General features: G+C 64.9%; 20 protein-coding genes. 12 read left to right on the forward strand and 8 right to left on the reverse strand.

Annotation, left to right across the window (positions count from 1 at the left end; all coding sequences use genetic code 11):
* Positions 1-7 precede the first annotated feature (7 nt).
* The 3 genes from QX073_RS11860 to QX073_RS11870 all read right to left on the reverse strand — a co-directional run bounded on the left by QX073_RS11860 (position 8) and on the right by QX073_RS11870 (position 2,803).
* Entirely contained in the window at positions 8-742 is a 735-nt protein-coding gene (locus QX073_RS11860) for a LuxR family transcriptional regulator (RefSeq protein ID WP_315713742.1), read from the reverse strand.
* Between the two features lie 157 nt (positions 743-899).
* Positions 900-1,694 (reverse strand): enoyl-CoA hydratase/isomerase family protein, encoded by a 795-nt coding sequence (locus tag QX073_RS11865; RefSeq protein ID WP_315713743.1) that lies wholly within the window; start codon positions 1,692-1,694, stop codon positions 900-902.
* A complete protein-coding gene (locus QX073_RS11870) occupies positions 1,691-2,803 on the reverse strand; it encodes a cyclic nucleotide-gated ion channel (protein ID WP_315825938.1) in 1,113 nt (370 codons plus the stop codon). Before QX073_RS11870 ends, QX073_RS11865 begins: the two co-directional genes overlap by 4 nt.
* A gap of 294 nt (positions 2,804-3,097) precedes the next feature.
* On the opposite strand from QX073_RS11870, the gene QX073_RS11875 reads away from it, so the two are divergent.
* The 4 genes from QX073_RS11875 to QX073_RS11890 all read left to right on the forward strand — a co-directional run bounded on the left by QX073_RS11875 (position 3,098) and on the right by QX073_RS11890 (position 5,859).
* Entirely contained in the window at positions 3,098-3,766 is a 669-nt protein-coding gene (locus QX073_RS11875) for a cyclic nucleotide-binding domain-containing protein (RefSeq protein ID WP_315713745.1), read from the forward strand.
* A 20-nt stretch (positions 3,767-3,786) separates the two neighbouring features.
* A complete protein-coding gene (locus QX073_RS11880; RefSeq protein ID WP_315825939.1) occupies positions 3,787-4,668 on the forward strand; it encodes a DUF6537 domain-containing protein in 882 nt (293 codons plus the stop codon).
* Between the two features lie 306 nt (positions 4,669-4,974).
* Positions 4,975-5,325, forward strand: coding sequence for a DUF3307 domain-containing protein (locus tag QX073_RS11885; protein WP_315714361.1), 351 nt, complete (start codon positions 4,975-4,977; stop codon positions 5,323-5,325).
* A 141-nt stretch (positions 5,326-5,466) separates the two neighbouring features.
* Entirely contained in the window at positions 5,467-5,859 is a 393-nt protein-coding gene (locus QX073_RS11890; RefSeq protein WP_315714362.1) for a hypothetical protein, read from the forward strand.
* A gap of 23 nt (positions 5,860-5,882) precedes the next feature.
* On the opposite strand, the gene QX073_RS11895 is transcribed toward QX073_RS11890, so the two are convergent.
* Both QX073_RS11895 and QX073_RS11900 read right to left on the reverse strand, forming a co-directional pair.
* Positions 5,883-6,203, reverse strand: a complete 321-nt coding sequence (locus QX073_RS11895) for a YkgJ family cysteine cluster protein (protein ID WP_315713747.1) — start codon at positions 6,201-6,203, stop codon at positions 5,883-5,885.
* Positions 6,196-6,894: a YafY family protein gene (locus QX073_RS11900; protein ID WP_315713748.1), complete on the reverse strand. Its 699-nt coding sequence runs from the start codon at positions 6,892-6,894 to the stop codon at positions 6,196-6,198. The genes QX073_RS11895 and QX073_RS11900 overlap by 8 nt, the downstream gene beginning before the upstream one ends.
* A 218-nt stretch (positions 6,895-7,112) precedes the next feature.
* Between QX073_RS11900 and QX073_RS11905 the strand changes: the two genes are divergently transcribed.
* A complete protein-coding gene (locus QX073_RS11905) occupies positions 7,113-7,841 on the forward strand; it encodes a glutathione S-transferase family protein (RefSeq protein ID WP_316225801.1) in 729 nt (242 codons plus the stop codon).
* Positions 7,842-8,001: 160 nt separating this feature from the next.
* Here QX073_RS11905 and QX073_RS11910 read toward each other — a convergent pair whose 3' ends face one another.
* Complete coding sequence (locus QX073_RS11910) at positions 8,002-8,634, reverse strand: pyridoxamine 5'-phosphate oxidase family protein (protein ID WP_316204295.1); 633 nt, start codon at positions 8,632-8,634, stop codon at positions 8,002-8,004.
* Between the two features lie 120 nt (positions 8,635-8,754).
* On the opposite strand from QX073_RS11910, the gene QX073_RS11915 reads away from it, so the two are divergent.
* Positions 8,755-9,639, forward strand: a complete 885-nt coding sequence (locus QX073_RS11915) for a LysR family transcriptional regulator (protein ID WP_315713751.1) — start codon at positions 8,755-8,757, stop codon at positions 9,637-9,639.
* A gap of 204 nt (positions 9,640-9,843) precedes the next feature.
* Here the strand turns inward: QX073_RS11915 and QX073_RS11920 are convergent, their stop codons facing one another.
* Entirely contained in the window at positions 9,844-10,257 is a 414-nt protein-coding gene (locus tag QX073_RS11920) for a PaaI family thioesterase (RefSeq protein WP_315713752.1), read from the reverse strand.
* 411 nt (positions 10,258-10,668) lie between these two features.
* On the opposite strand from QX073_RS11920, the gene QX073_RS11925 reads away from it, so the two are divergent.
* The 4 genes from QX073_RS11925 to QX073_RS11940 all read left to right on the forward strand — a co-directional run bounded on the left by QX073_RS11925 (position 10,669) and on the right by QX073_RS11940 (position 14,231).
* Positions 10,669-11,685 carry a TRAP transporter substrate-binding protein gene (locus tag QX073_RS11925; RefSeq protein ID WP_316194830.1) on the forward strand — a complete coding sequence of 339 codons (1,017 nt, stop codon included), beginning with the start codon at positions 10,669-10,671 and terminating at the stop codon, positions 11,683-11,685.
* A 231-nt stretch (positions 11,686-11,916) separates the two neighbouring features.
* Positions 11,917-12,426, forward strand: a complete 510-nt coding sequence (locus QX073_RS11930) for a TRAP transporter small permease (RefSeq protein ID WP_316225802.1) — start codon at positions 11,917-11,919, stop codon at positions 12,424-12,426.
* Between the two features lie 6 nt (positions 12,427-12,432).
* Complete coding sequence (locus QX073_RS11935; RefSeq protein ID WP_316172687.1) at positions 12,433-13,752, forward strand: TRAP transporter permease; 1,320 nt, start codon at positions 12,433-12,435, stop codon at positions 13,750-13,752.
* Complete coding sequence (locus QX073_RS11940) at positions 13,752-14,231, forward strand: DUF3237 domain-containing protein (protein ID WP_315825941.1); 480 nt, start codon at positions 13,752-13,754, stop codon at positions 14,229-14,231. Before QX073_RS11935 ends, QX073_RS11940 begins: the two co-directional genes overlap by 1 nt.
* A gap of 277 nt (positions 14,232-14,508) precedes the next feature.
* Here the strand turns inward: QX073_RS11940 and QX073_RS11945 are convergent, their stop codons facing one another.
* Positions 14,509-14,838, reverse strand: coding sequence for a hypothetical protein (locus QX073_RS11945; protein ID WP_316169552.1), 330 nt, complete (start codon positions 14,836-14,838; stop codon positions 14,509-14,511).
* Positions 14,839-16,169: 1,331 nt separating this feature from the next.
* Between QX073_RS11945 and QX073_RS11950 the strand changes: the two genes are divergently transcribed.
* Complete coding sequence (locus tag QX073_RS11950) at positions 16,170-16,973, forward strand: crotonase/enoyl-CoA hydratase family protein (RefSeq protein ID WP_316225803.1); 804 nt, start codon at positions 16,170-16,172, stop codon at positions 16,971-16,973.
* 1 nt (position 16,974) lies between these two features.
* Positions 16,975-18,876: a feruloyl-CoA synthase gene (locus QX073_RS11955; protein ID WP_316225804.1), complete on the forward strand. Its 1,902-nt coding sequence runs from the start codon at positions 16,975-16,977 to the stop codon at positions 18,874-18,876.
* The last annotated feature ends 24 nt before the right edge of the window (positions 18,877-18,900 follow it).

Below are 18,900 nucleotides of genomic sequence, written 5' to 3' on the forward strand. Positions count from 1 at the left end.
CGACAGATCAGATCGAGATCTCGCCGTTGACAAGAGCGGTCGCAACCGTCGCCGTCTTGTTCTTGGTTGCTAGCTTGCGCTGTGCTTCTTCCAGATGCCACCGGACGTTGCGTTCGGAGACACCGAGGATGCGCGCCGTCTCCCACGCGGTCTTGCCGCGCGCCGCCCAGCCCAGCACCTCGGCCTCGATTCGCGACAGGCGCCGGCTCTGGTTGCTCGCGGCGGAGCGCGCCAGTGCGCGAAGCCTGCTGTGCGTGAAGATGCTGATCAGGTGCAGCGCGCCCCGCGCATCGGGAGCGAGATTCGGATTTTCGCCTGCAATGCTGACGGCGCCCACGGCATCGTCGTAGTGGATGGGAACGCAGAAGCCTTCGTTCAATCGGAAGTCCTTCGCGCGCGTCATCACCTCGTGCGCGCCGGGCTCGTCCTCGCGGTCATAGGGAGCCTCCGACCACGCAAATGGATTCAATGTCGAGATGCAGTGCCGCGGAATCGGATCGCAGCGGTGAAACTGCTCGCGCGCATACATGTCGAACCATTCCCGCGGCCAGCCGTTGGCGAGAATGGTTTGCTGCAGCGATTGGCCCGAGGTCGGCACGCCGGCCATGATGTAGGCGTGAAAGCCCAGGTTGCTGATCATCTTCTCGAACTGGGAGAGCACGCTCGCGCTGGTCTTCGACGCTTCGATCGCATCGACGTACTCCAGAGCTCGTCGTCCCCAATACGCGTCCATCACTTGCATGTGAAAGTCTCCGCCCGTGGTTCAAGCTAGCCACGGACAAAAGGCTGTCAACCGCAAATTGGAGATTCAGGTCGATAGTTCGTTGAGCGTGTGTCAGAACACCGGCTGGATACAGACGTTTGCATGCAAAATTTATCAGTTCGGGGCGCGGCTGCGCTCAGAATTTCGGCGTTCTCTTCTCTGCAAACGATTTCATGCCTTCCTGGATTTCGGCGCCGCTCATGCTGTCCCGATGCCTGCGACGAGCCGCCGCATCGTCGAGGGCTCCGCGTGCAAACTCGTTGATGGCGCGCTTCATGCCGCGCATGGCCTGCGGGGCGTTGCCGGCCAGAATGGCCGCCAGCCGGTCGACCTCCGCGTCGAGCGCATCGGCCGTCGCCACGCCGGTGAGATAGCCGATGCGCAGCATCTCGGCCGCGTCGATCTTCTCCGCCGTCAGGAACAGACGCTTGGCATTGTCGATACCAAGGCGGGACACGTAGCGCTTGATGCCATTCGGGTAGTAGTGCAGCCCGAGCCGCGCTGCCGGCATGAACATCTCGCTGGTATCGACCCCGATCCGGAAATCGCAGGCCAGCGCCAGATCGGTCGAGCCGCCATAGACCCCGCCGTTGAGCCGGCAGATCGTCGGCAGCGCGAGGTCCTCCAGCCGGTCGACGACCTCCTCGAATGCCGGGCTGGAAGCCTCGGCCGTATCCGCCGGCGTTGCGCCGATGGCGCCAAGGTCGAAGCCGGCGCTGAACGCCCGCCCGGTGCCGGTCAGGACCAGCACGCGCAAGGCGGCGTTGGCCTCGACCCGGTCGAACAGCGCCAGCAGCCCGCCGAGATCCTCCGGCTGGAGCCGGTTGAGATGCTGCGGACGATTGAGCCGAATGGTGGCGCGTGCGCCGTCGATGGTCAGGAGCGGCATGCTCGGCGCGTCATCGGCCTGGGTGGTCCGTCCTGTCGTCATGTCCTGTTCTCCATGGTTCGGCGCCTGGCCTCGGCATCGATGCTCTGCGCCAGATCGGGGTGGCGTGCCATCAGCACGCGGAAATCGACGAGGTCGAGGACCAGCAGCTTCGACAGTCCGGTCGTGCTGATGTCGGCCGAACGCAGGTTGTTCCCGAGCAGCGCCATCTCGCCGAAGAACGCGCCCTCGCCGAGCCGGACCTTCTTGCCGGGAAGGTCGACCTCGACCTCGCCGGCGGCGATGAAATACATGCAGTCCCCCGGCTCGCCCTTGCGGATCACGGTGGCGCGCGGCGGCAGGTCGATGGTGCGCAGCATCTGCGCGACGTCGGCGATCGTGGCGGGCCCGAGGCTGGCGAAGAACGGTACCCTGCTGACCGATTCCCAGGTCTTCAGAAAGTTGTCGCGCCGGGTTTCCGCGGCGAAGCCGGTCGCCAGGATGCCGGTCCATAGGCCGAACACGCCGAGGCCGGAGATCATCACCGTGGCGGCGACCACCCGCCCGAGCGGCGTGATCGGCACCACGTCGCCATAGCCCGTGGTGGTGAGGGTCACGACGGCCCACCATAGCGCGGAGGGGATGGTGCCGAAGGTGGCCGGCTGCTCGTCATGTTCGAGCGCGTATTCGGCGACCGATCCGAGAAACAGCACCAGCAGGAACAGCACCAGCACCGACAGCAGCGGGCGTGCTTCGACCACGAGCACCCGGCGGAGCTGGCGCAGGCCAGGCACGCCGGGGATCACCTTGAGCACCCAGATGACCGCCAGCAGCCACGCGGTACGTGACTCCATGCCCGAGACCAGCGCAACCGGCACGGCGAGGGCGGAGAGCGTGTCCAGCAGTCCCCGGCCCGACATCAGGTAGGCGGCGGCGCGATGCGCCCGCACGGCCTGCTGAACCCGAGCGGCCCATTCGACGACGAAAAAGACAAGGCATCCCCACAGCAGGGCGATGATCCAGCGCCCCCCGGCCTCGTAGGCGGGGTCCATCGTCAACAACACCATGGCGCTCATGCCGAGCGCCACGGCCACATAGGCCGCTCTGGTCATGTTGCGTCCGGTCAGCGCGGTGACGAATGCCGCCAGGGCAGGGTGCTGCGGTTTGGTCATTGCGGGCGGGCGTCAGTCGCTGATCTCAGAGCCGCAGGAGATCGCGGCGGCGTCAAGGTGCCCCGATCGGGGGAATCCCGTCAACGATGCGGGTGGATCGGTTTTGCAGCGTCATCCGGCAGGTCCAACCGTTCTACTTCGACCGGGGAATTTTTCCGTACCGGCTCAAATACCGGTTCAAACGTCGTCTGTTCGCCGTATATCAGAGGTCGGCATGGACACGCTAAATTAGGCAAAAGGAGGCTCGGAACCGAGCGTCCGCCCTCCTGCGTCCCAAGAGTCTGGTTGATCCCGATGGATACCTCACACCTGGTCGAACATGCGGGCGCCGCCGGCAGCCTCTTCGCCTCGATCTTCGTGGTCGCCACGCTGTCGATGCGGACGATGATTCCGCTGCGGGTATTCGCCATCCTCACCAATATCGTCCTGATCGCGACCGCGGTGCCGATGCACAACTACCCGGTCCTGATCCTGCACGGGGTGCTGCTGCCGCTCAACAGCTACCGGCTCCACCAGATGCTGCAGCTGGTCCGCGACGTGAAGCAGTCGGTCAACAGCGACCTCTCCATGGAATGGCTGAAGCCGTTCATGACCGAGCGCAAATGCGGTCCAGGCGAGGTGCTGTTCTACAAGGACGAGAAGGCCGACAGCATGTACTACATCGTCAGTGGCCGCTTCCGCCTGGTCGAATCCGGTATCGAGCTGCCGGTCGGTGCGATCGTCGGCGAGTTCGGCATGATCTCGCCGTCCAATACGCGCACGCAGACGCTGGAATGCGTCGAGGGCGGTCTGATCCTGTCGGTCTCCTACGACCAGGTCGAGCAGCTCTACGTCCAGAACCCCGCCTTCGCCTTCTACTTCCTGCGCCTCGCCAGCGCCCGGCTGTTCCAGAACATCGAAACGCTCGAGCGGCGGCTGGCGCAACAGACCACCGCGCCGGCGCCCGTCGCCAAGCCGGCGTGATCCGGGGAGCCTGAAGCCCAGTGGAAAGCGTCCGGTCCTCGCTGCGATATCTGTTCGCCGACGTCATCGGCGTCGACGATGGCGAGCCGCCTTTTCTGCCTCAGGGCCTTCCTGACGCCGCCGTGCCGGCGGTGAGCGATGGCATCCATCTGCTGATGGAGTATCAGGGCGCGAGCTACGCGCAGCTCTATGTCGATCGCATCAAGCGGTTCGTGCGCAGATCGAACGTCGATGCCGGCATGCTGTCTCAGATCGCGCAGCTGCTGGCCGCCCGCATGGCCTACGAGGATCCGATCCGGATCGCCCAGCTCAGATTGATCAGCCTCGACATGGGGAAGCGCCCGGGGGGACGCGAGAGCGACGACGTCAGGAGGTTTCGCCTCGACGAGCTGATCGGTGCGCTGCCGCAAGCCGTGGCGGAATCGTTGCTGGCAGCCTTCGAGCAGATCGGCTGGTTAGGTCGGCGCCGGGTCAAGGTCCGCTTTTCGGTCCGATCGCGGTTGGCCATTCGCCGCCTCAAGCTGATGGCCGGCCTGCGGCGCTGGCGGCTGCAGTCGGTGCGCTATGGCGAGGAGCGCGCCTGGGCCGAGCGGTGGCTGCACATGATCGCGCGCGCGCTGGACAAGCAGCCTGCGGCGGCACCCGCCGTGATCGCGACGGCGACCATGATCCAGGGGCAGGGCGACGGCTACCGGCAGGGTCTCGCTGATTGGCATGCCATCATCGATGGCCTGGCCAAGCCCACCTTCGATGGCGTCCTGCCGATCTCGGATCTCGCCTCCGCCATCGCCGAGGCGCGCGCCGTTGCGCTGGCAGAGCCGGGACAGGGGGCGCTGAAGCGGACCATCGCGCAGATCCGGGCGAGGGCGCTCTCAGTGCCGAAAACCAACGCCGCGGAATGACGCCGCCGCAGCGACGGTTGCCGCCGGATGCGCCGCGGCGTGGGTAACCTTACCCCCGGCGGGATTGCCGCGAAGGGTAGCAAGGTGCGATTTGAAGTTCCCTTTCGCGTGCAATTCGCTACCGGAGATGTCATAAGCGTCGCATACGCGTCGAATTGGCCGGGTATTCTCATCAGATTGCGCTGAACGCCTCCAGTTCCCCGTGCGTCCAAGGGTTGGTTCCAAGGGTTAGTCGTAGCGAGAGCGTCAGCTTTGTCTTTTCCCTCTTTGTCGTCGCAGGTTCCGGTTGGTGCGCTGGTCGGCTGGATGCTGCTGCTGACCTTCAAGCACATCATTGGCGACTTCGTGCTGCAGAACGCCTGGATGGCCTATGGCAAGGACCAGCGGAAGGGCTGGGCGCTGCCGCTGCTGGTGCACTGCCTGATCCATCTCGCCGTCGCCATGGTCCTGATCTTGATCGTCGCGCCGAGATTCTGGTTCGTCGCCGTGATCGACTTCGCCATTCACATCACGATCGATCGCATCAAGGGTATCTGCTCGTCGCGGTTCGGCATGAATACCGAGCACCCCTGGTTCTGGACCCTGATCGGCGTCGACCAGGCGCTGCATCACCTCACCGGATTCGGGCTCTCGATCTTCATGGCCGCAAACGGCTGAGCGTTCGGTCACGGTGCGTCGCGGCGAAGCCGCACCGACCGCGGCAGTCCCGTGTCAAGCCGGGGGTGGGACGACCGTTCGGTTTGGTTAACCGGTCATTAGCGATTCGCGCTGCATCGTCGCGTCATGGCAATCAAACCGATGCTTCAAAGCCGCGATGCGTTCGACAGCGATTCGTGCCCGGTCGGCGACGAGCTTCTCGGTGAGCTCTACCGTGCCGACGCCAACGGGCTACCCGCGCTGGTCGAGAGCGTCTCCGCCGATGTGAGGGCCATGCTGGCGCTATTCTGTTACCGGCGCACGCATCTTCACCCGCTGGCGCTTGCGATTGCATCCACGTGCAGCGAGCAGGTCCTGTCGCAGTTCGGTGGCCGGGTCGGATCGGCGCTGTATGCGCAGTCCCGCGGTGGTCGGGCGGGTCCGGCCGGCGCGACCTCGAGCCGCAAGCCGATCTCGCTGTCGACCAAGCCACTCTCGGTGATGAAGCCGTTCGAGGACGATCTCGACGACAGCCCCGAGCCGGTCACGGCCTGACTGCCCGTCTTCCTTGCCTTTGTTCAGGCGAGCACGGGCAGCCCGAACTTGCGCCGGGCCATCGCGCATTCGGCGTCACCCGGCATGCAAATGCGGCACACCTCGGGGCGGATCGCGTAGATCCGGCACGCCACGGCGCGCGCGATCTCGCCATCGAGCGCACAGCAGCGGTTGCCGTCGCAGCGCATGCCCGACAGCCGCTCGTTGACCAGCTCGGCCGGGATCAGGTCGAGCGCGGCATCCTCCTCGATCGTGAAGCGCGGCCAATTCGACGAATAGGCGCAGCACGCGCCGCAGCTCTGACAGGGGCTGCTGTCAGTCTCGCCAGACATCGGTTCAGACATCCTTGGGAACCTCCCACACCAGGCTGCGCCGCCATTTGGCGCGCAGCGCCTCGCGCCTTTCGGGATATTTATCGTCGAGATAATCCGCCTCGACGACACGGTCGGTCCTGAAGCTGCGGAAGTCGCGGCGCAGCTCGCACCAGGCGGCGAGGATGCGCACCGCGTCATGATAGCCGATCGCGATCGGCCAGATCACGCGCTCGCTGTCGCGGCCCTGCTCGTCGCGATAGCGCAGCCTGATCTTGCGTCCCTCGTGGATCTGCGAGCGCGTGCGCGACATGTCGATGCGGTCCGGCTCGCGCATCCACGGCCGCGGCGCGCGGCTCGCCGGTTCCAGCACGAATGGCCGCAGCCGCTCCGGCACGGTGTCGGCGATCTTGGCCATCAGGTCCTCCGCCGCGCGCGCCAGCACCGGGTCGGCGTTGACCGCGACCCATTGTGCGCCAAGCACCGCCGCCTCGATCTCGTCCGGCGTCAGCATCAAGGGCGGCAGATCGAAACCTTTCTCCAGGATGTAGCCCATGCCGGCCTCGCCGCGGATCGGCACGCGCTGGCCGATCAGGGTGGCGATGTCGCGATAGATCGTGCGCTTCGAGGTCTCGAGCTCGGCCGCGATCGCATCCGCCGTCAATGGGCGGCGCGTGCGTCTCAGCACCTGGATGATCTGGAATAGCCGGTCGGCGCGTCTCATGGTGTGTCCTGCATGGGCGAGCACCCCCGCCGATGCTGACAGGATGCTGGCAGCAGCCTGTCCTTATACCGGGCCAACAACGAGATTGAAGGGGTGATGTCGATGATGATGTTTTATGGCCTTGGCCTTGCCACCACGCTACTGCCGCTGCTGACACCATGGTGGCAGCAGCATGCTCGTAGCGTCCGGCGTCTGCTCAGGAAGTCGGGAGTGCTGTCATGATCACATTGTTCGGTTTGGGCGCGGGCTTCGGCCTGCCGGAGATCAGCCCCTTCGTCACCAAGACGGAGGTGCAATTGAAGATGGCGGGCCTCGCTTTTCGGAAGCAGCGGGCGATGCCGCCGGCATCGCCGAAGGGGCAGCTGCCCTTCATCGACGACAGCGGCGAGCTGATCGCCGATTCGACCTTCATCCGCGCCCATGTCGAGCGCAAATATGGCTTCGACTTCGATCGTGGGCTCGACGTGCGCGCGCGGGCGCAGGCCTGGGGGTTCGAGCGTATGATCGAGCATCACCTGTATTTCGCGCTGGTCGGGGCGCGCTGGGTCGATCCGGTCAACTTCGCCAAGGGGCCGGCCCACTTCTTCGACGGCGTGCCCGCCGACAAGCGCGAGAAGCTGCGCGAGGACGCGCAGTTTCGCGTCGCCGAGAACTATCTGATCTCCGGGCTCGGCCGCCACGCCCCAGACGAGGACGTCGATCTCGCCGCACGCTCGCTGCGCGCGCTGTCGGTGCAGCTCGGCGACCGGCCCTATCTGATGGGCGATCGTCCTTGCGGCACCGATGCGACGGCGTTCGCCGTCGTCGCCGGCATCCTCACGCCGTTCTTCGAGTCCGAGCTGCGCCGCCGCACCGAAAGCTTCGGCAATCTGGTCGCCTATGCCGAGCGCATGATGGCGCAATATTTTCCGGAGTTCGAATGGGGCAGGGCGGCCGAGGCGGCGTGAGCTGATCAGTCGAGTCCCACTCACCGTCATTCCGGGGCAAGGCCGCAGGCCTTGAACCCGGAATCTCGATGTCGTCCTGCGTTCGTTGTCAACAATCTCGAGATTCCGGGTGCCCCGGAATGACTAACAAGCCAAAGGCATAGCCCGCAGCGCGCAGGACCTAGGCGGAGGGCTTGCTCTCGCCCTTCAACCGCGCCAGTTCGGCCTCGAGCTCCGCGATGCGAGCATCGCGAACGGCCAGCGCTTCCGCGACGTCGGCCGCGTCGAACTTCTGCGGGATGTGCTGCGGGCAGTTGGTGTCCCACGCGCTGATCGTGAACAGGATGACGTGCTCGGGCCGCGCCTTGTAGCCTCTCGGCATCAGCGAGGCCGTCAGCGCGGCATCATCCTCCACCACCCGCGCCGTCCCCCAGATCTTCACCCGGCGGCGATGCGCGTAGTCCATGATGAAGATGTAGGCGTGCGGGTTCTCCGACAGGTTGCCCTGGGTGATATATTGCCGGTTGCCGCTGAAGTCGGCGAAGGCCAGCGTGTGGCTGTCGAGCACCTTGAGAAAGCCCTTCGGTCCGCCGCGGTGCTGGATATAGGGCTGACCCTCGGCCGAGGCGGTCGCGAGATAGAAGCTCGTGGCCTCGGCGAGGCGGCCGGCGAGATCGGCGTCGACCTCGTGGCGAAAGCCGCGGCTCTGCTCCACATGCGCGTAGCTCTCGCGCGACCCCTTGCGCGCCTGGATCGCCTTGACGGCGGGGGAGAACATGACGTCGCCGGGTGCCTGGATGGTTGTCTGGGTCATCGCAATGACTCCTTGTCGCTGCGGCAGTGACTGCCGCCGTGGAGCCAATATGGTCCCAATCCTCTTCGGAAATAATCTGGCCAGTTGACATTGGATCGTTGCAGATGCTGCAATAATCCCATGGACCGCATCGATGCCATGCAGGCTTTCGTCACCGTCGCCGAGCTGAACGGCTTCGCACCGGCGGCGCGCCGGCTCAAGCTGTCGCCATCGGCGGTCACCCGTTTGGTCGCCGCGCTCGAATCGCATCTTGGCGTCCGCCTGCTGCAGCGGACGACGCGCTCGGTGACGCTGACCGATTCCGGACGACGCTATCTCGACCGCGCCAGCCGCATCCTGGCCGATCTGGCGGAGGCGGAGCGCGCCGCGGAGAGCGAGCGCCTGCAGCCGGTGGGGCGGCTGGTGGTCTCGGCGCCCGTCGGCTTCGGCCGGCTCCATGTCGGTCCGGTCATGGCCGCTTATCTGAGCCGCTATGCCGAGGTCGCGGCCGAGCTGCGCCTCGAGGACCGCCAGATCAATCTGGTTGAGGACGGCGTCGACTGTGCCGTTCGTATCGGGCATCTCGGCGATTCGTCGCTCGTGGCCCGCCAGGTCGGCAGCATGCGCCGGATCGTGGTTGGAGCTCCCGCCTACTTCAAGGTCCATGGTGAGCCGCGGACGCCCGAGGCGCTGACGAAGCACCAGACCATCCAGTTCGGTCCGTCCGACGAATGGCGCTTCGTCAAGGACGGCAGGGAACTGCGGATGGCGGTCAGCCCGCGGCTCGTCACCAACAATGCCGACGCCGCGATTCAGTATGCCGAGGCGGGCGGCGGCGTGACACGGGTGATGGCCTATCAGGCAGCGGACACGCTGCGCGGCGGCCGTCTCAAGCGGGTGCTGGCGAAATACGAGCCTCCGCCGCTCCCGATCCACATCGTGTTTCCGAGCTCCCGCCTGCTCTCCGCCAAAGTGCGCGCCTTCATCGACCTGATCACCGCAACCTGCGACTGGCGTTTCGACTGAAAGCGACTACAACGCCACACCCCGTCATTCCTTGAACCCGGAATCCCGATGTTGTCTTGCCTCTGTTCTTCATCATCTCGAAATTCCGGGTTCAATCGACAACGCGCAGATGCGCGTTGCCGATTGCCCCGGAATGACGAGTGGATGCGATTGCGCCGACCTTGGTGCGACACTGGTCTTGATGCGAAAGATCGGCGGTTTCGATCACCCCTTCTTCGGCACCACCCGGAAGGTCGCGTTTGCACGCGCGATCACGGCGTCGTCGGCCAGCACCAGGCTCTGGACGAAGCAGACGGTGCGTCCGCTCTTGATGACGTCGCTCTCGACGCTGAGCCACTGTCCGGTCCCGGCGCTGCCGATGTAGTCCACCGCGAGGTTGATCGTCACCAGCGACGCCTTCCAGCCAAGCGCCTGGGCGCAGCTATAGCCCATCGCATTGTCGGCCAGCGATGCGATCAGCCCGCCATGGATCAGCCCGCGCGAATTGGTGTGCGGCGTGGCGAGCCGCAGGCCGAGGATGACGGCCTTGTCGGTTTTCTTGGCGTAGAGCGGCTCCCAGGGATCGGTGAACGGGCTCTTGCGGAAATGCGGTTCGAATCCGGCGGGGACGCTGCTCATGCGTGTCTCGATCGTTGCTGACGATGTCCGCAGTCAACGACATCAGCGCGGATTTTGCACCGCCTACAAAGTTTCAAACGTCTTTTGCGCGGGCGTTTGACACGTTGCGCGTCGGATGCACGGGATGGGTCGCGCGCGATGTCGCCGGGCGTCCGGTGCGGCCCTGCGGCAATTTCGTGGTGCGATGCTCCCGCCGTGCAATTTCGGGTGCAGGCGAGATCCTTAACGTGTTAATGAAATGGCCACGGGCCTGCAACTTTCGTCTGCCAGACTTGCGCTGGCGGGCGCGCTAGGCTCCGCTTGGCGCGTGCACTGGTGGCCAACCTGCCGCCGCGCTTGCAATGATGCTTATATGCTATAACAATGAAGCAAAGGGCCCTCGAAGGCCCACTGATGGAGGAGACGATCCCGATGAGGAAGACGCTTCTGGCGTTGGCTCTGGCCGCCGGTGTGACCCCCGCGCTCGCGCAGGACAAGACATTCGAATTGAAGATCTCGCACTGGGTGCCGGCGAGCCATCCGCTGCAGAAGGCGCTGGAGGATTGGGCCGCGTCGGTCGAAAAGGCCTCGGGCGGCACCATCAAGGGCAAGGTGTTCCCGGCCCAGCAGCTCGGCAAGGCGTTCGACCATTATGACATGGCGCGCGACGGCATCGCCGATGTCACTTATGTGAATCCCGGCTATCAGCCTGGCCGTTTCCCGATCATCGGCGCCGGCGAGTTGCCGTTCCTGATTTCCGACGCCAAGGGCGGCTCGGAAGGTTTGGACGCGTGGTATCGCAAATATGCCGAGAAGGAGATGAAGGACGTCAAGTACTGCCTCGCCTTCGTCCACACGCCGTCGGCCTTCCATACCCGCACCAAGAAGGTCGTCGTGCCTGAGGACGTCAAGGGCATGAAGATCCGCCCGGCCGATGCGACGATCGCCAATTTCGTCACCCTGCTCGGCGGCACCAATGTGCAGTCGTCGGCGCCGGAAGTGCGCGACATCATCGAGCGCGGCGTCGCCGACGGCGTCACCTTTCCGGCGGGCTCGCTGGTGCTGTTCGGAGTCGACAAGGTCACGAAGTACCACATGGATGCGCCGTTCTACGTGACGACCTTCGTGTTCGTCATGAACAAGGACAAGTACAACCAGATGTCGGCGATGCAGAAGAAGGCGATCGACGACAATTGCAACACGGAGGCCGCCGGCAAGGTCGGTGAGCCCTGGGGCAAGTTCGAGGACGCCGGCGTCGACAAGATCAAGGCCGAGTCCGGCCAGGAGGTCTACAAGCTGACGCCGGAGCAGACCGCGTTGTGGAAAAAGGCCTCCGAGCCGCTGTTCAAGACCTGGGCCGACGGCGTCAAGAAGACCGGCATCGATGCCGAGGCCGCCATGACCGAGCTGAAGGCCTCGCTCGCCAAGTACAAGGCGCTGGCACAGTAGCTTCTTTTCATACCCAAGCTCTTGCGCGGCGGACGGTGCGCTCCCTCTCCCCGTTTCTTACGGGGAGAGGGCCGGGGTGAGGGCAGACGCACGGGTGGTGTCGTCCGTTAGACTTGTACTTCTTCGCCCCAACCCTCTCTCCGCAAGCGGGGCGAGGGGGCCCACCGACTGCTACGCAGCAGCTCGCTTCGCATCCAGCATAACCACCAAGCTTTCTGACACGGGGACGCCATGCAGCGCGCCTTCATGGACCGGATCATCGACGGGATCGAGTGGATCGCCGCGTTCTTCGTCGGCATCGTCGCGCTCGACATCTTCCTGTCGGTGCTGCTCCGCAACACGCTGAACTATTCGATCCCCGATTCCTTCGACATCGGGCGCATGCTGCTCGGCATCCTGATCTTCTGGGGCATCGCTGCGACGTCATACCGCGGCACCCACATCACCGTGGATCTCATCTGGGGCAATGTCGGCCCGCGCTATCAGCGCTGGATCGACATCTTCGCAACGCTGGTGCTGCTGTTCGTCGTCACGGTGCAGACCTGGACCCTGTTCGACAAGGTGCGCGGCACCTATGAGGACAACGTCCTCACCTTCGATCTGCACATGCCGACCTGGCCGTTCTTCGCCGTCGCCTGGATCGGCGACGTTTCGGCGGTGCTCCTGATCGCCATCCGGACCTATCGCCTGATCTTCCATCCCGAGGAGATTCATGACCCTCACATCAAGCCCACGGAGTAGCGCCGCATGAGCACGGATGCGGTTGCCGTCATCGGCTTCGTTGCGCTGTTTGCGCTGATGCTGCTGCGCGTGCCGGTGGGCATGGCGATGGGACTCGTCGGCGTGTCCGGCTTCGCCTATCTCGTCAACGGTACGGCGGCGCTGAAGCTGGTCGGCCAGACCTCGATGCGCACGGTCACGGACTACACGTTCGGCGTGATCCCGATGTTCCTGCTGATGGGAACGTTCGTGTCCAACTCCGGCATGAGCCGCGAGCTGTTCCGCGCCGCCAACGGCTTCGTCGGCCATCTGCGCGGCGGGCTCGGCATCGCCACGGTGGCGGCCTGCGGCGGCTTCGCCGCGATCTGCGGCTCGTCGGTGGCGACCGCCGCGACCTTCTCGGCCGTGGCCTATCCGGAGATGCGCCGCTTCGGCTATCCGCAATCCTTCGCCACCGGCGTCATCGCCGCCGGCGGCACCTTGGGCGCGATGCTGCCGCCGTCGACCGTGCTCGCCGTCTACGGCATCATCACCGAGCAGGACATCGGCAAGCTGTTCATCGCCGGCATCATCCCCGGCCTCTTGGCGATGACCATGTACATGATCACCATCACGGTGATCGGCCGCGTCAGGCCGGATTTCCTGCCCAGGGGCGAGGCGCCGCCGTGGCGCGAGCGCATCGCGGGCCTGAAGGGCATCTGGGCGCCGGTGCTGCTGTTCCTGTTCGTGATCGGCGGCCTCTACGGTCTTCCGTTCCTGCCACGCTTCACGCCGACGGAAGCCGGCGGTGTCGGCGCCACCGGCGCGTTCCTGATCGGCGTGTTCACCGGCCGGCTCGACAAGGACAAGATCCTGGCCTCGCTGCTGCAGGCCACGCGCACCGCCGCGGCCGTGTTCACGGTGCTGATCGGCGCCTTGATCTTCGGCTACTTCCTGACGGTGACGCAGACGCCTCAGAAGGTGACCGAATTCCTCACCGGTCTCGGCCTCGGGCCCTACGGGGTGTTGGCGCTGATCATGGTGATGTACCTCGTCCTCGGCTGCCTGATGGACGCGATGGCGATGATCATCCTGACCGTGCCGATCATCTTCCCGGTCATCTCGCATCTCGGCTTCGATCCGATCTGGTTCGGCGTCATCATCGTGATGACCGTCGAGCTCGGCCTGATCCATCCCCCCGTCGGCATGAACGTGTTCGTGATCAAGAGCGTCGTGAAGGACGTGTCGTTCTCGACGATCTTCAAGGGCGTGCTGCCGTTCGTCGCGACCGACCTGATCCGGCTGGTGATCCTGATCGCCTTCCCGCTGCTCGCCACCTGGCTGCCGCAACAGATGATGGCCCGCTGATGACGACTCCGATCCTCGAGACCCGCTACGTCTTCACCCTCACCGTGATGATCGGCGACGTCACCAGTGCCGGCGAGACCGGCATCGGCGTGCGCCGGATCATCCCGATCCATGGCGGCGAGGTGAAGGGCCCCGGTCGCGCCGGTGAGGGCATCAGCGGCAGGATCTGCAACTTCGGCGCCGACTTCCAGATCATCCGCCCCAACGAGCTGATCGACCTCGAGGCCAAATACGCCTTCGAGACCGACGACGGCGCGACCATCTATGTCGAGAACCGCGGCATCCGCTTTGGGCCGGTCGACTTGCTGCAGAAGCTCAAGCGCGGCGAGCCGGTGGACCCCAGGCTGATCTACTTCCGCACCCACCCGCGCTTCGAGACCGGCCACGAGAAGTATCGCTGGCTGATGGAGCACGTCTTCATAGGCTCCGCCGCGCGGCACGCGGACCGGGTCATCATCGACGTGCACGTGGTGCTGTAGGCCCATCGGCCTACCACACACTCCGTCATTGCGAGCGCAGCGAAGCGATCCAGAATCCCTCCGCAGGGACAGTCTGGATTGCTTCGTCGCTGCGCTCCTCGCAATGACGGTTTGGCGAGAGCTGTCGCTCCAACCACCGTGCGTTCGCAGGGACGACAGCGGAATCTGTGGTGCCGGCCCTCGCCTCACACGATACCGGAGCTTGCGGCGGCGACGTCCGGACGCCGTGGCGTCGAGCTAGGCAATCCGGACGCTCGAACTCTCGCGGGACGGACGATTAGTCCTCGTCGTCCCAATCCGAAGCCCTGCCGTAGCCGTGATCGCAATCGCGGTAGCGATGAGCCGGCACGTAACGGTAGCCCTCATAGCCGTAGCCGTCATACGCCGCGTCGCGGTAATGCGAACGATACACCGGCGCAGGCTCATAGGCCTGCGCTTCCGACGCCGAGGCCAGCGCACCGCCGATGAGAGCCCCGGCAACCAGGCCACCGATCAGCGCCGCGTTGCGCCCGTCATGGGCCTGAGCTGGTGCAGACCCGGCGAACAGCGTTGCGGTCACGGCGAGCGCGGCGATGCCGCCGGCGAGAGATGTCTTCAGCGAAACCATGGTCCCCTCCATTGGGAAGTGTGGTGCCGGTGACGTTCTACAGGGCGGGCTTTGAAGCCATGCTGAACGTGCCGTTGTCGGCGGTTCATTCGCGAAGCCGAACTCGAAGTCCTGCGATTGGCAGCCCAAACGCCTCTCTTCGGGTGATCAGCGGCAGTCTGGCGCTGGGTGGATAAGCTGACCGCAGCGTGGATATCCGAGGCCAGTGTTTGGTCTCCCGGAGCTTCGGCCTGGGCTAACTGCTGCCGTTGATTGAGCGAGAATTATATGGAAGGGTTCGACGACCCAGGCGACCTGTGAGGAATTAAGGATGTCGCCACCACTCGTGACTTTACTTGTCCTGTCTATTCCGCTCGCCATTCAGCTGGCCTTTAGCTTGGGTAGAGGCCAAATCAGGATGCGAGGCGGATCGGTCATACGTCGGGATGAAAATCCCTGGCGCTATTGGGCCATGATTGCGGCGCAGGTCCCCGTACTGACAGTCATCTTTTGGTTCATCTTCGGGCTCTTTGGGGGCAAGCCGACGTAAGAGGCACAGCATCCACTGACGGTTCTTTCCGTCGTGGCTCAGAGCTGCCGTTCGCTTCCATGCTTTCTTGCTCCCTGTTGGCTTCCGACGGTGGACATCATCAAGGCGGCGAAAGGCGAGATTGATGAACGGGCAGTGCCTCCGGCGAAATGTTATATTCGGAAAAAAATAAATCTCTTGCGCGGTTTCGGAAATCGTGATTGTATCGCGCCATCCCGTCCCAAGCCGAGGGGCGTAGCGCGCGATCGTCACGACACGCGGGGCGGGGAGCGGTGGCCGCGATCATGTCGCAGCGTGTCTTCGGGCGCGCGGACGAACGATGTGTCGCGGACGTGAAGTCGCAGCGTCCTGACACCCCGTTGCCGGTGTTACGTTCGCGATGGCGCCAACGCGCCGCGCGGATCATGGTGGCCAACAAGCCGGTGCACCAGGGAGACTGCGTATAAGCGTGAAGACCATCGCGCAGGGAAGGCCGGGCGTTTCTCGGCTGCACCTGTGGTACCTGCCGCCTGCATTTTTTCAGCAGGCGGGCCGCAGGCGTCAGCCGGCGCCTGGCCTTCCCTGCGCCCTCCGTTTCCGGAGGGTGAACGCTATCAGCAAGCCCCGGGCGTGATTTCGCCGCGGGAATGCCGGATCATGTCATTTGCCTTTGCGCGCAGGCGGGCCTTACGATGCTGCGCGTGACCGAGCCCCTCCGCGGCTTGTTCTTTTGCATTGCACAACATGATGTCGGGCGCCGCTTATTGACTCCCGCGAAGATCGTTATAAAACATAACTATTCTGAACAGGACACAATCAAGCGATGGGAAACGCCGACACCGCCACGCCAGCGGGCGATCCGTCTCTGCTGCAGATCGAACAGCAGGGCGCCGTCCTGACGATCGGGCTCAACCGCCCGGCCAAGCGCAACGCGCTGAATGACGGCATCATCCTCGCCATCGGCGAGCGCTTCACCAGCCTGCCTGACGACGTCCGCTGCGTCGTGATCCACGGCCTCGGCGACAATTTCTCCTCCGGCCTCGATCTCTCCGAGCTGCGCGAACGTGACGCCACCGAAGGCCTGGTGCACTCGCAGATGTGGCATCGCGTGTTCGACCGCATCCAGTATTGCCGCGTGCCGGTGATCGCCGCATTGAAGGGGGCCGTCATCGGCGGCGGTCTCGAGCTCGCCTGCGCCGCGCATATCCGTGTTGCCGAGCCGTCGGCTTACTTCGCGCTGCCCGAGGGCCAGCGCGGCATCTTCGTCGGTGGCGGCGGCTCGGTGCGGCTGCCGCGCCTGATCGGCGTCGCCCGCATGATGGACATGATGCTGACCGGCCGGGTCTATTCGGCGACCGAAGGCTCGTCCTACGGCTTCGCGCAATATCTGGTCGAGGCCGGCGCCTCGATGGCCAAGGCGATGGAGCTGGCGGCGAAGATCGCGAACAACGCGCCGCTGACGAATTTCGCGGTGCTGCAGGCGCTGCCGATGATCGCCGAGGCCAATCCGCAGACCGGCCTGCTGATGGAATCGCTGATGGCCACCGTCGCGCAGAGCGACAAGGAGGCCAAGAATCGCATCCGCGCCTTCCTCGATCACAAGACCGCCAAAGTGAAGCCGACGTGACATGACCGCACAAACAATAACAAGCACACAGGGAGGAACGGACGACACGGCGCGCAGCGCCAGTGTTCATCCGTTGCGCGCGATCTCGTTCAATGACCCGGCCGTCACGGTCGACCGCCGAGACGACGGCACCATCTATCTCCGTCCGAAGCAGCCGCTCGGCGACTATCCGCCGCGGATCACCGACCGGCTGCATCACTTCGCCAAAGCCACGCCTGAGCGCGTGTTCATGGCCGAGCGCGTTGGCCCGGAGGGCTGGCGCGAGCTGACCTATGCCACGCTGCTGGCGGCGAGCCGGCACATCGCGTCGGGGCTGCTCGCGCGCGGGCTGTCGCCGGACCGGCCGGTCATGATCCTGTCGGGCAATTCGATCGACCATGCGCTGGTCGCGTTCGGCGCGCTCTATGCCGGCGTGCCGTTCTGTCCGGTGTCGCCGGCCTATTCGCTGGTGTCGCGCGACTACGGCAAGCTCGCCTACCTGATGAAGCTGCTGACGCCGGGCCTCGTCTTCGTCGACGACGCCGACAAGTTCGCCGACGCGCTCATCGCCAACGTACCCGAAGGCACCGAGATCGTGGCGTCGTTCGGCTCGGTGCCGGGCCGCAAGATCACGATGCTCGCCGATCTGATCGCATCGCCGCTGTTCCCTGGCCTCGACGCCGCCCATGACAAGATCGGCCCGGACACGATCGCGAAATTCCTGCTGACCTCGGGCTCGACCGGCAATCCGAAGGCTGTGATCAACACCCAGCGGATGATCTGCGCCAACCAGGTGATGATCCGCGAGACGCTCGCCTTCCTCAAGGACGAGCCGCCCGTGATCATCGACTGGCTGCCCTGGAATCACACATTCGGCGGCAACCACAACATCGGCCTGACCCTGTTCAACGGCGGCTCGATGTATCTCGACCAGGGCAAGCCGGTGCCCGGTGGCATCGAGGAGACCGTGCGAAACCTGCGCGAGATCTCGCCGACGGTCTATTTCAACGTCCCCAAGGGCTACGAGTCGCTGCTGCCCTATTTCCGCGAGGACCCGGCGCTGCGGAAGTCCTTCTTCCAGCGGCTGCACGCGATGTTCTTCTCCGGCGCCGCACTGGCGCCGCATGTCTGGAACGAGCTCGACGAGCTCTCGGTGGCCGAGACGGGCACGCGCGTGCCGATGCTGACGGGCCTCGGCTCCACCGAGACCGCACCGTTTTTCATGTCGGTCAATCCGCGCACCAGCCGCTCCGGCCATGTCGGCCTGCCCGTCTCCGGCAACGAGGCCAAGCTCGTTCCCAACAACGGCAAGATGGAAGTGCGCGCCAAGGGGCCGAACGTGACGCCGGGCTATTGGCGCCTGCCGGAGGTCTCGGCCGCGGCCTTTGATGACGAAGGCTACTACAAGATGGGCGACGCGCTGAAGCCCGTCGATCCCGACGACTTCAATGCCGGCTTCGACTTTGACGGCCGTGTTGCCGAGGACTTCAAGCTGGCGAGCGGCACCTGGGTTTCCGTCGGCCCGTTGCGGGCCCGCTTCGTGGCTGCGTGCGCGCCGCTGGCGCGCGACGTGATCATCGCCGGCATCAACCGCGACGAGATCGCCGCAATCGTCGTGCTCGATCTCGATGGTTGCCGCCTGATCAACGCGACCTTGCCGTTCGACGACCTCGCCGCCACGGCGGCTGATCCGCTGATCATCGAGGCCTTCCGTCAGCGCTTCGCAAAATTCCTGCAGACCGCGACCGGCTCGTCGACGCGCATCACGCGCGCCGTCCTGCTCGGCGAGCCGCTGTCGATCGACAAGGGCGAGGTCACCGACAAGGGATCGATCAACCAGCGCGCCGTGCTGGAGAACCGCAAGGACCTGATCGAACGCATCTACGCCGCGACGCCGGACGACGACATCATCATCGCCGGCTGATCGACGCATCCAAGGGAGAAACGA

This window comes from Bradyrhizobium sp. SZCCHNS3052 (assembly GCF_032484495.1).
GTDB lineage: Bacteria > Pseudomonadota > Alphaproteobacteria > Rhizobiales > Xanthobacteraceae > Bradyrhizobium.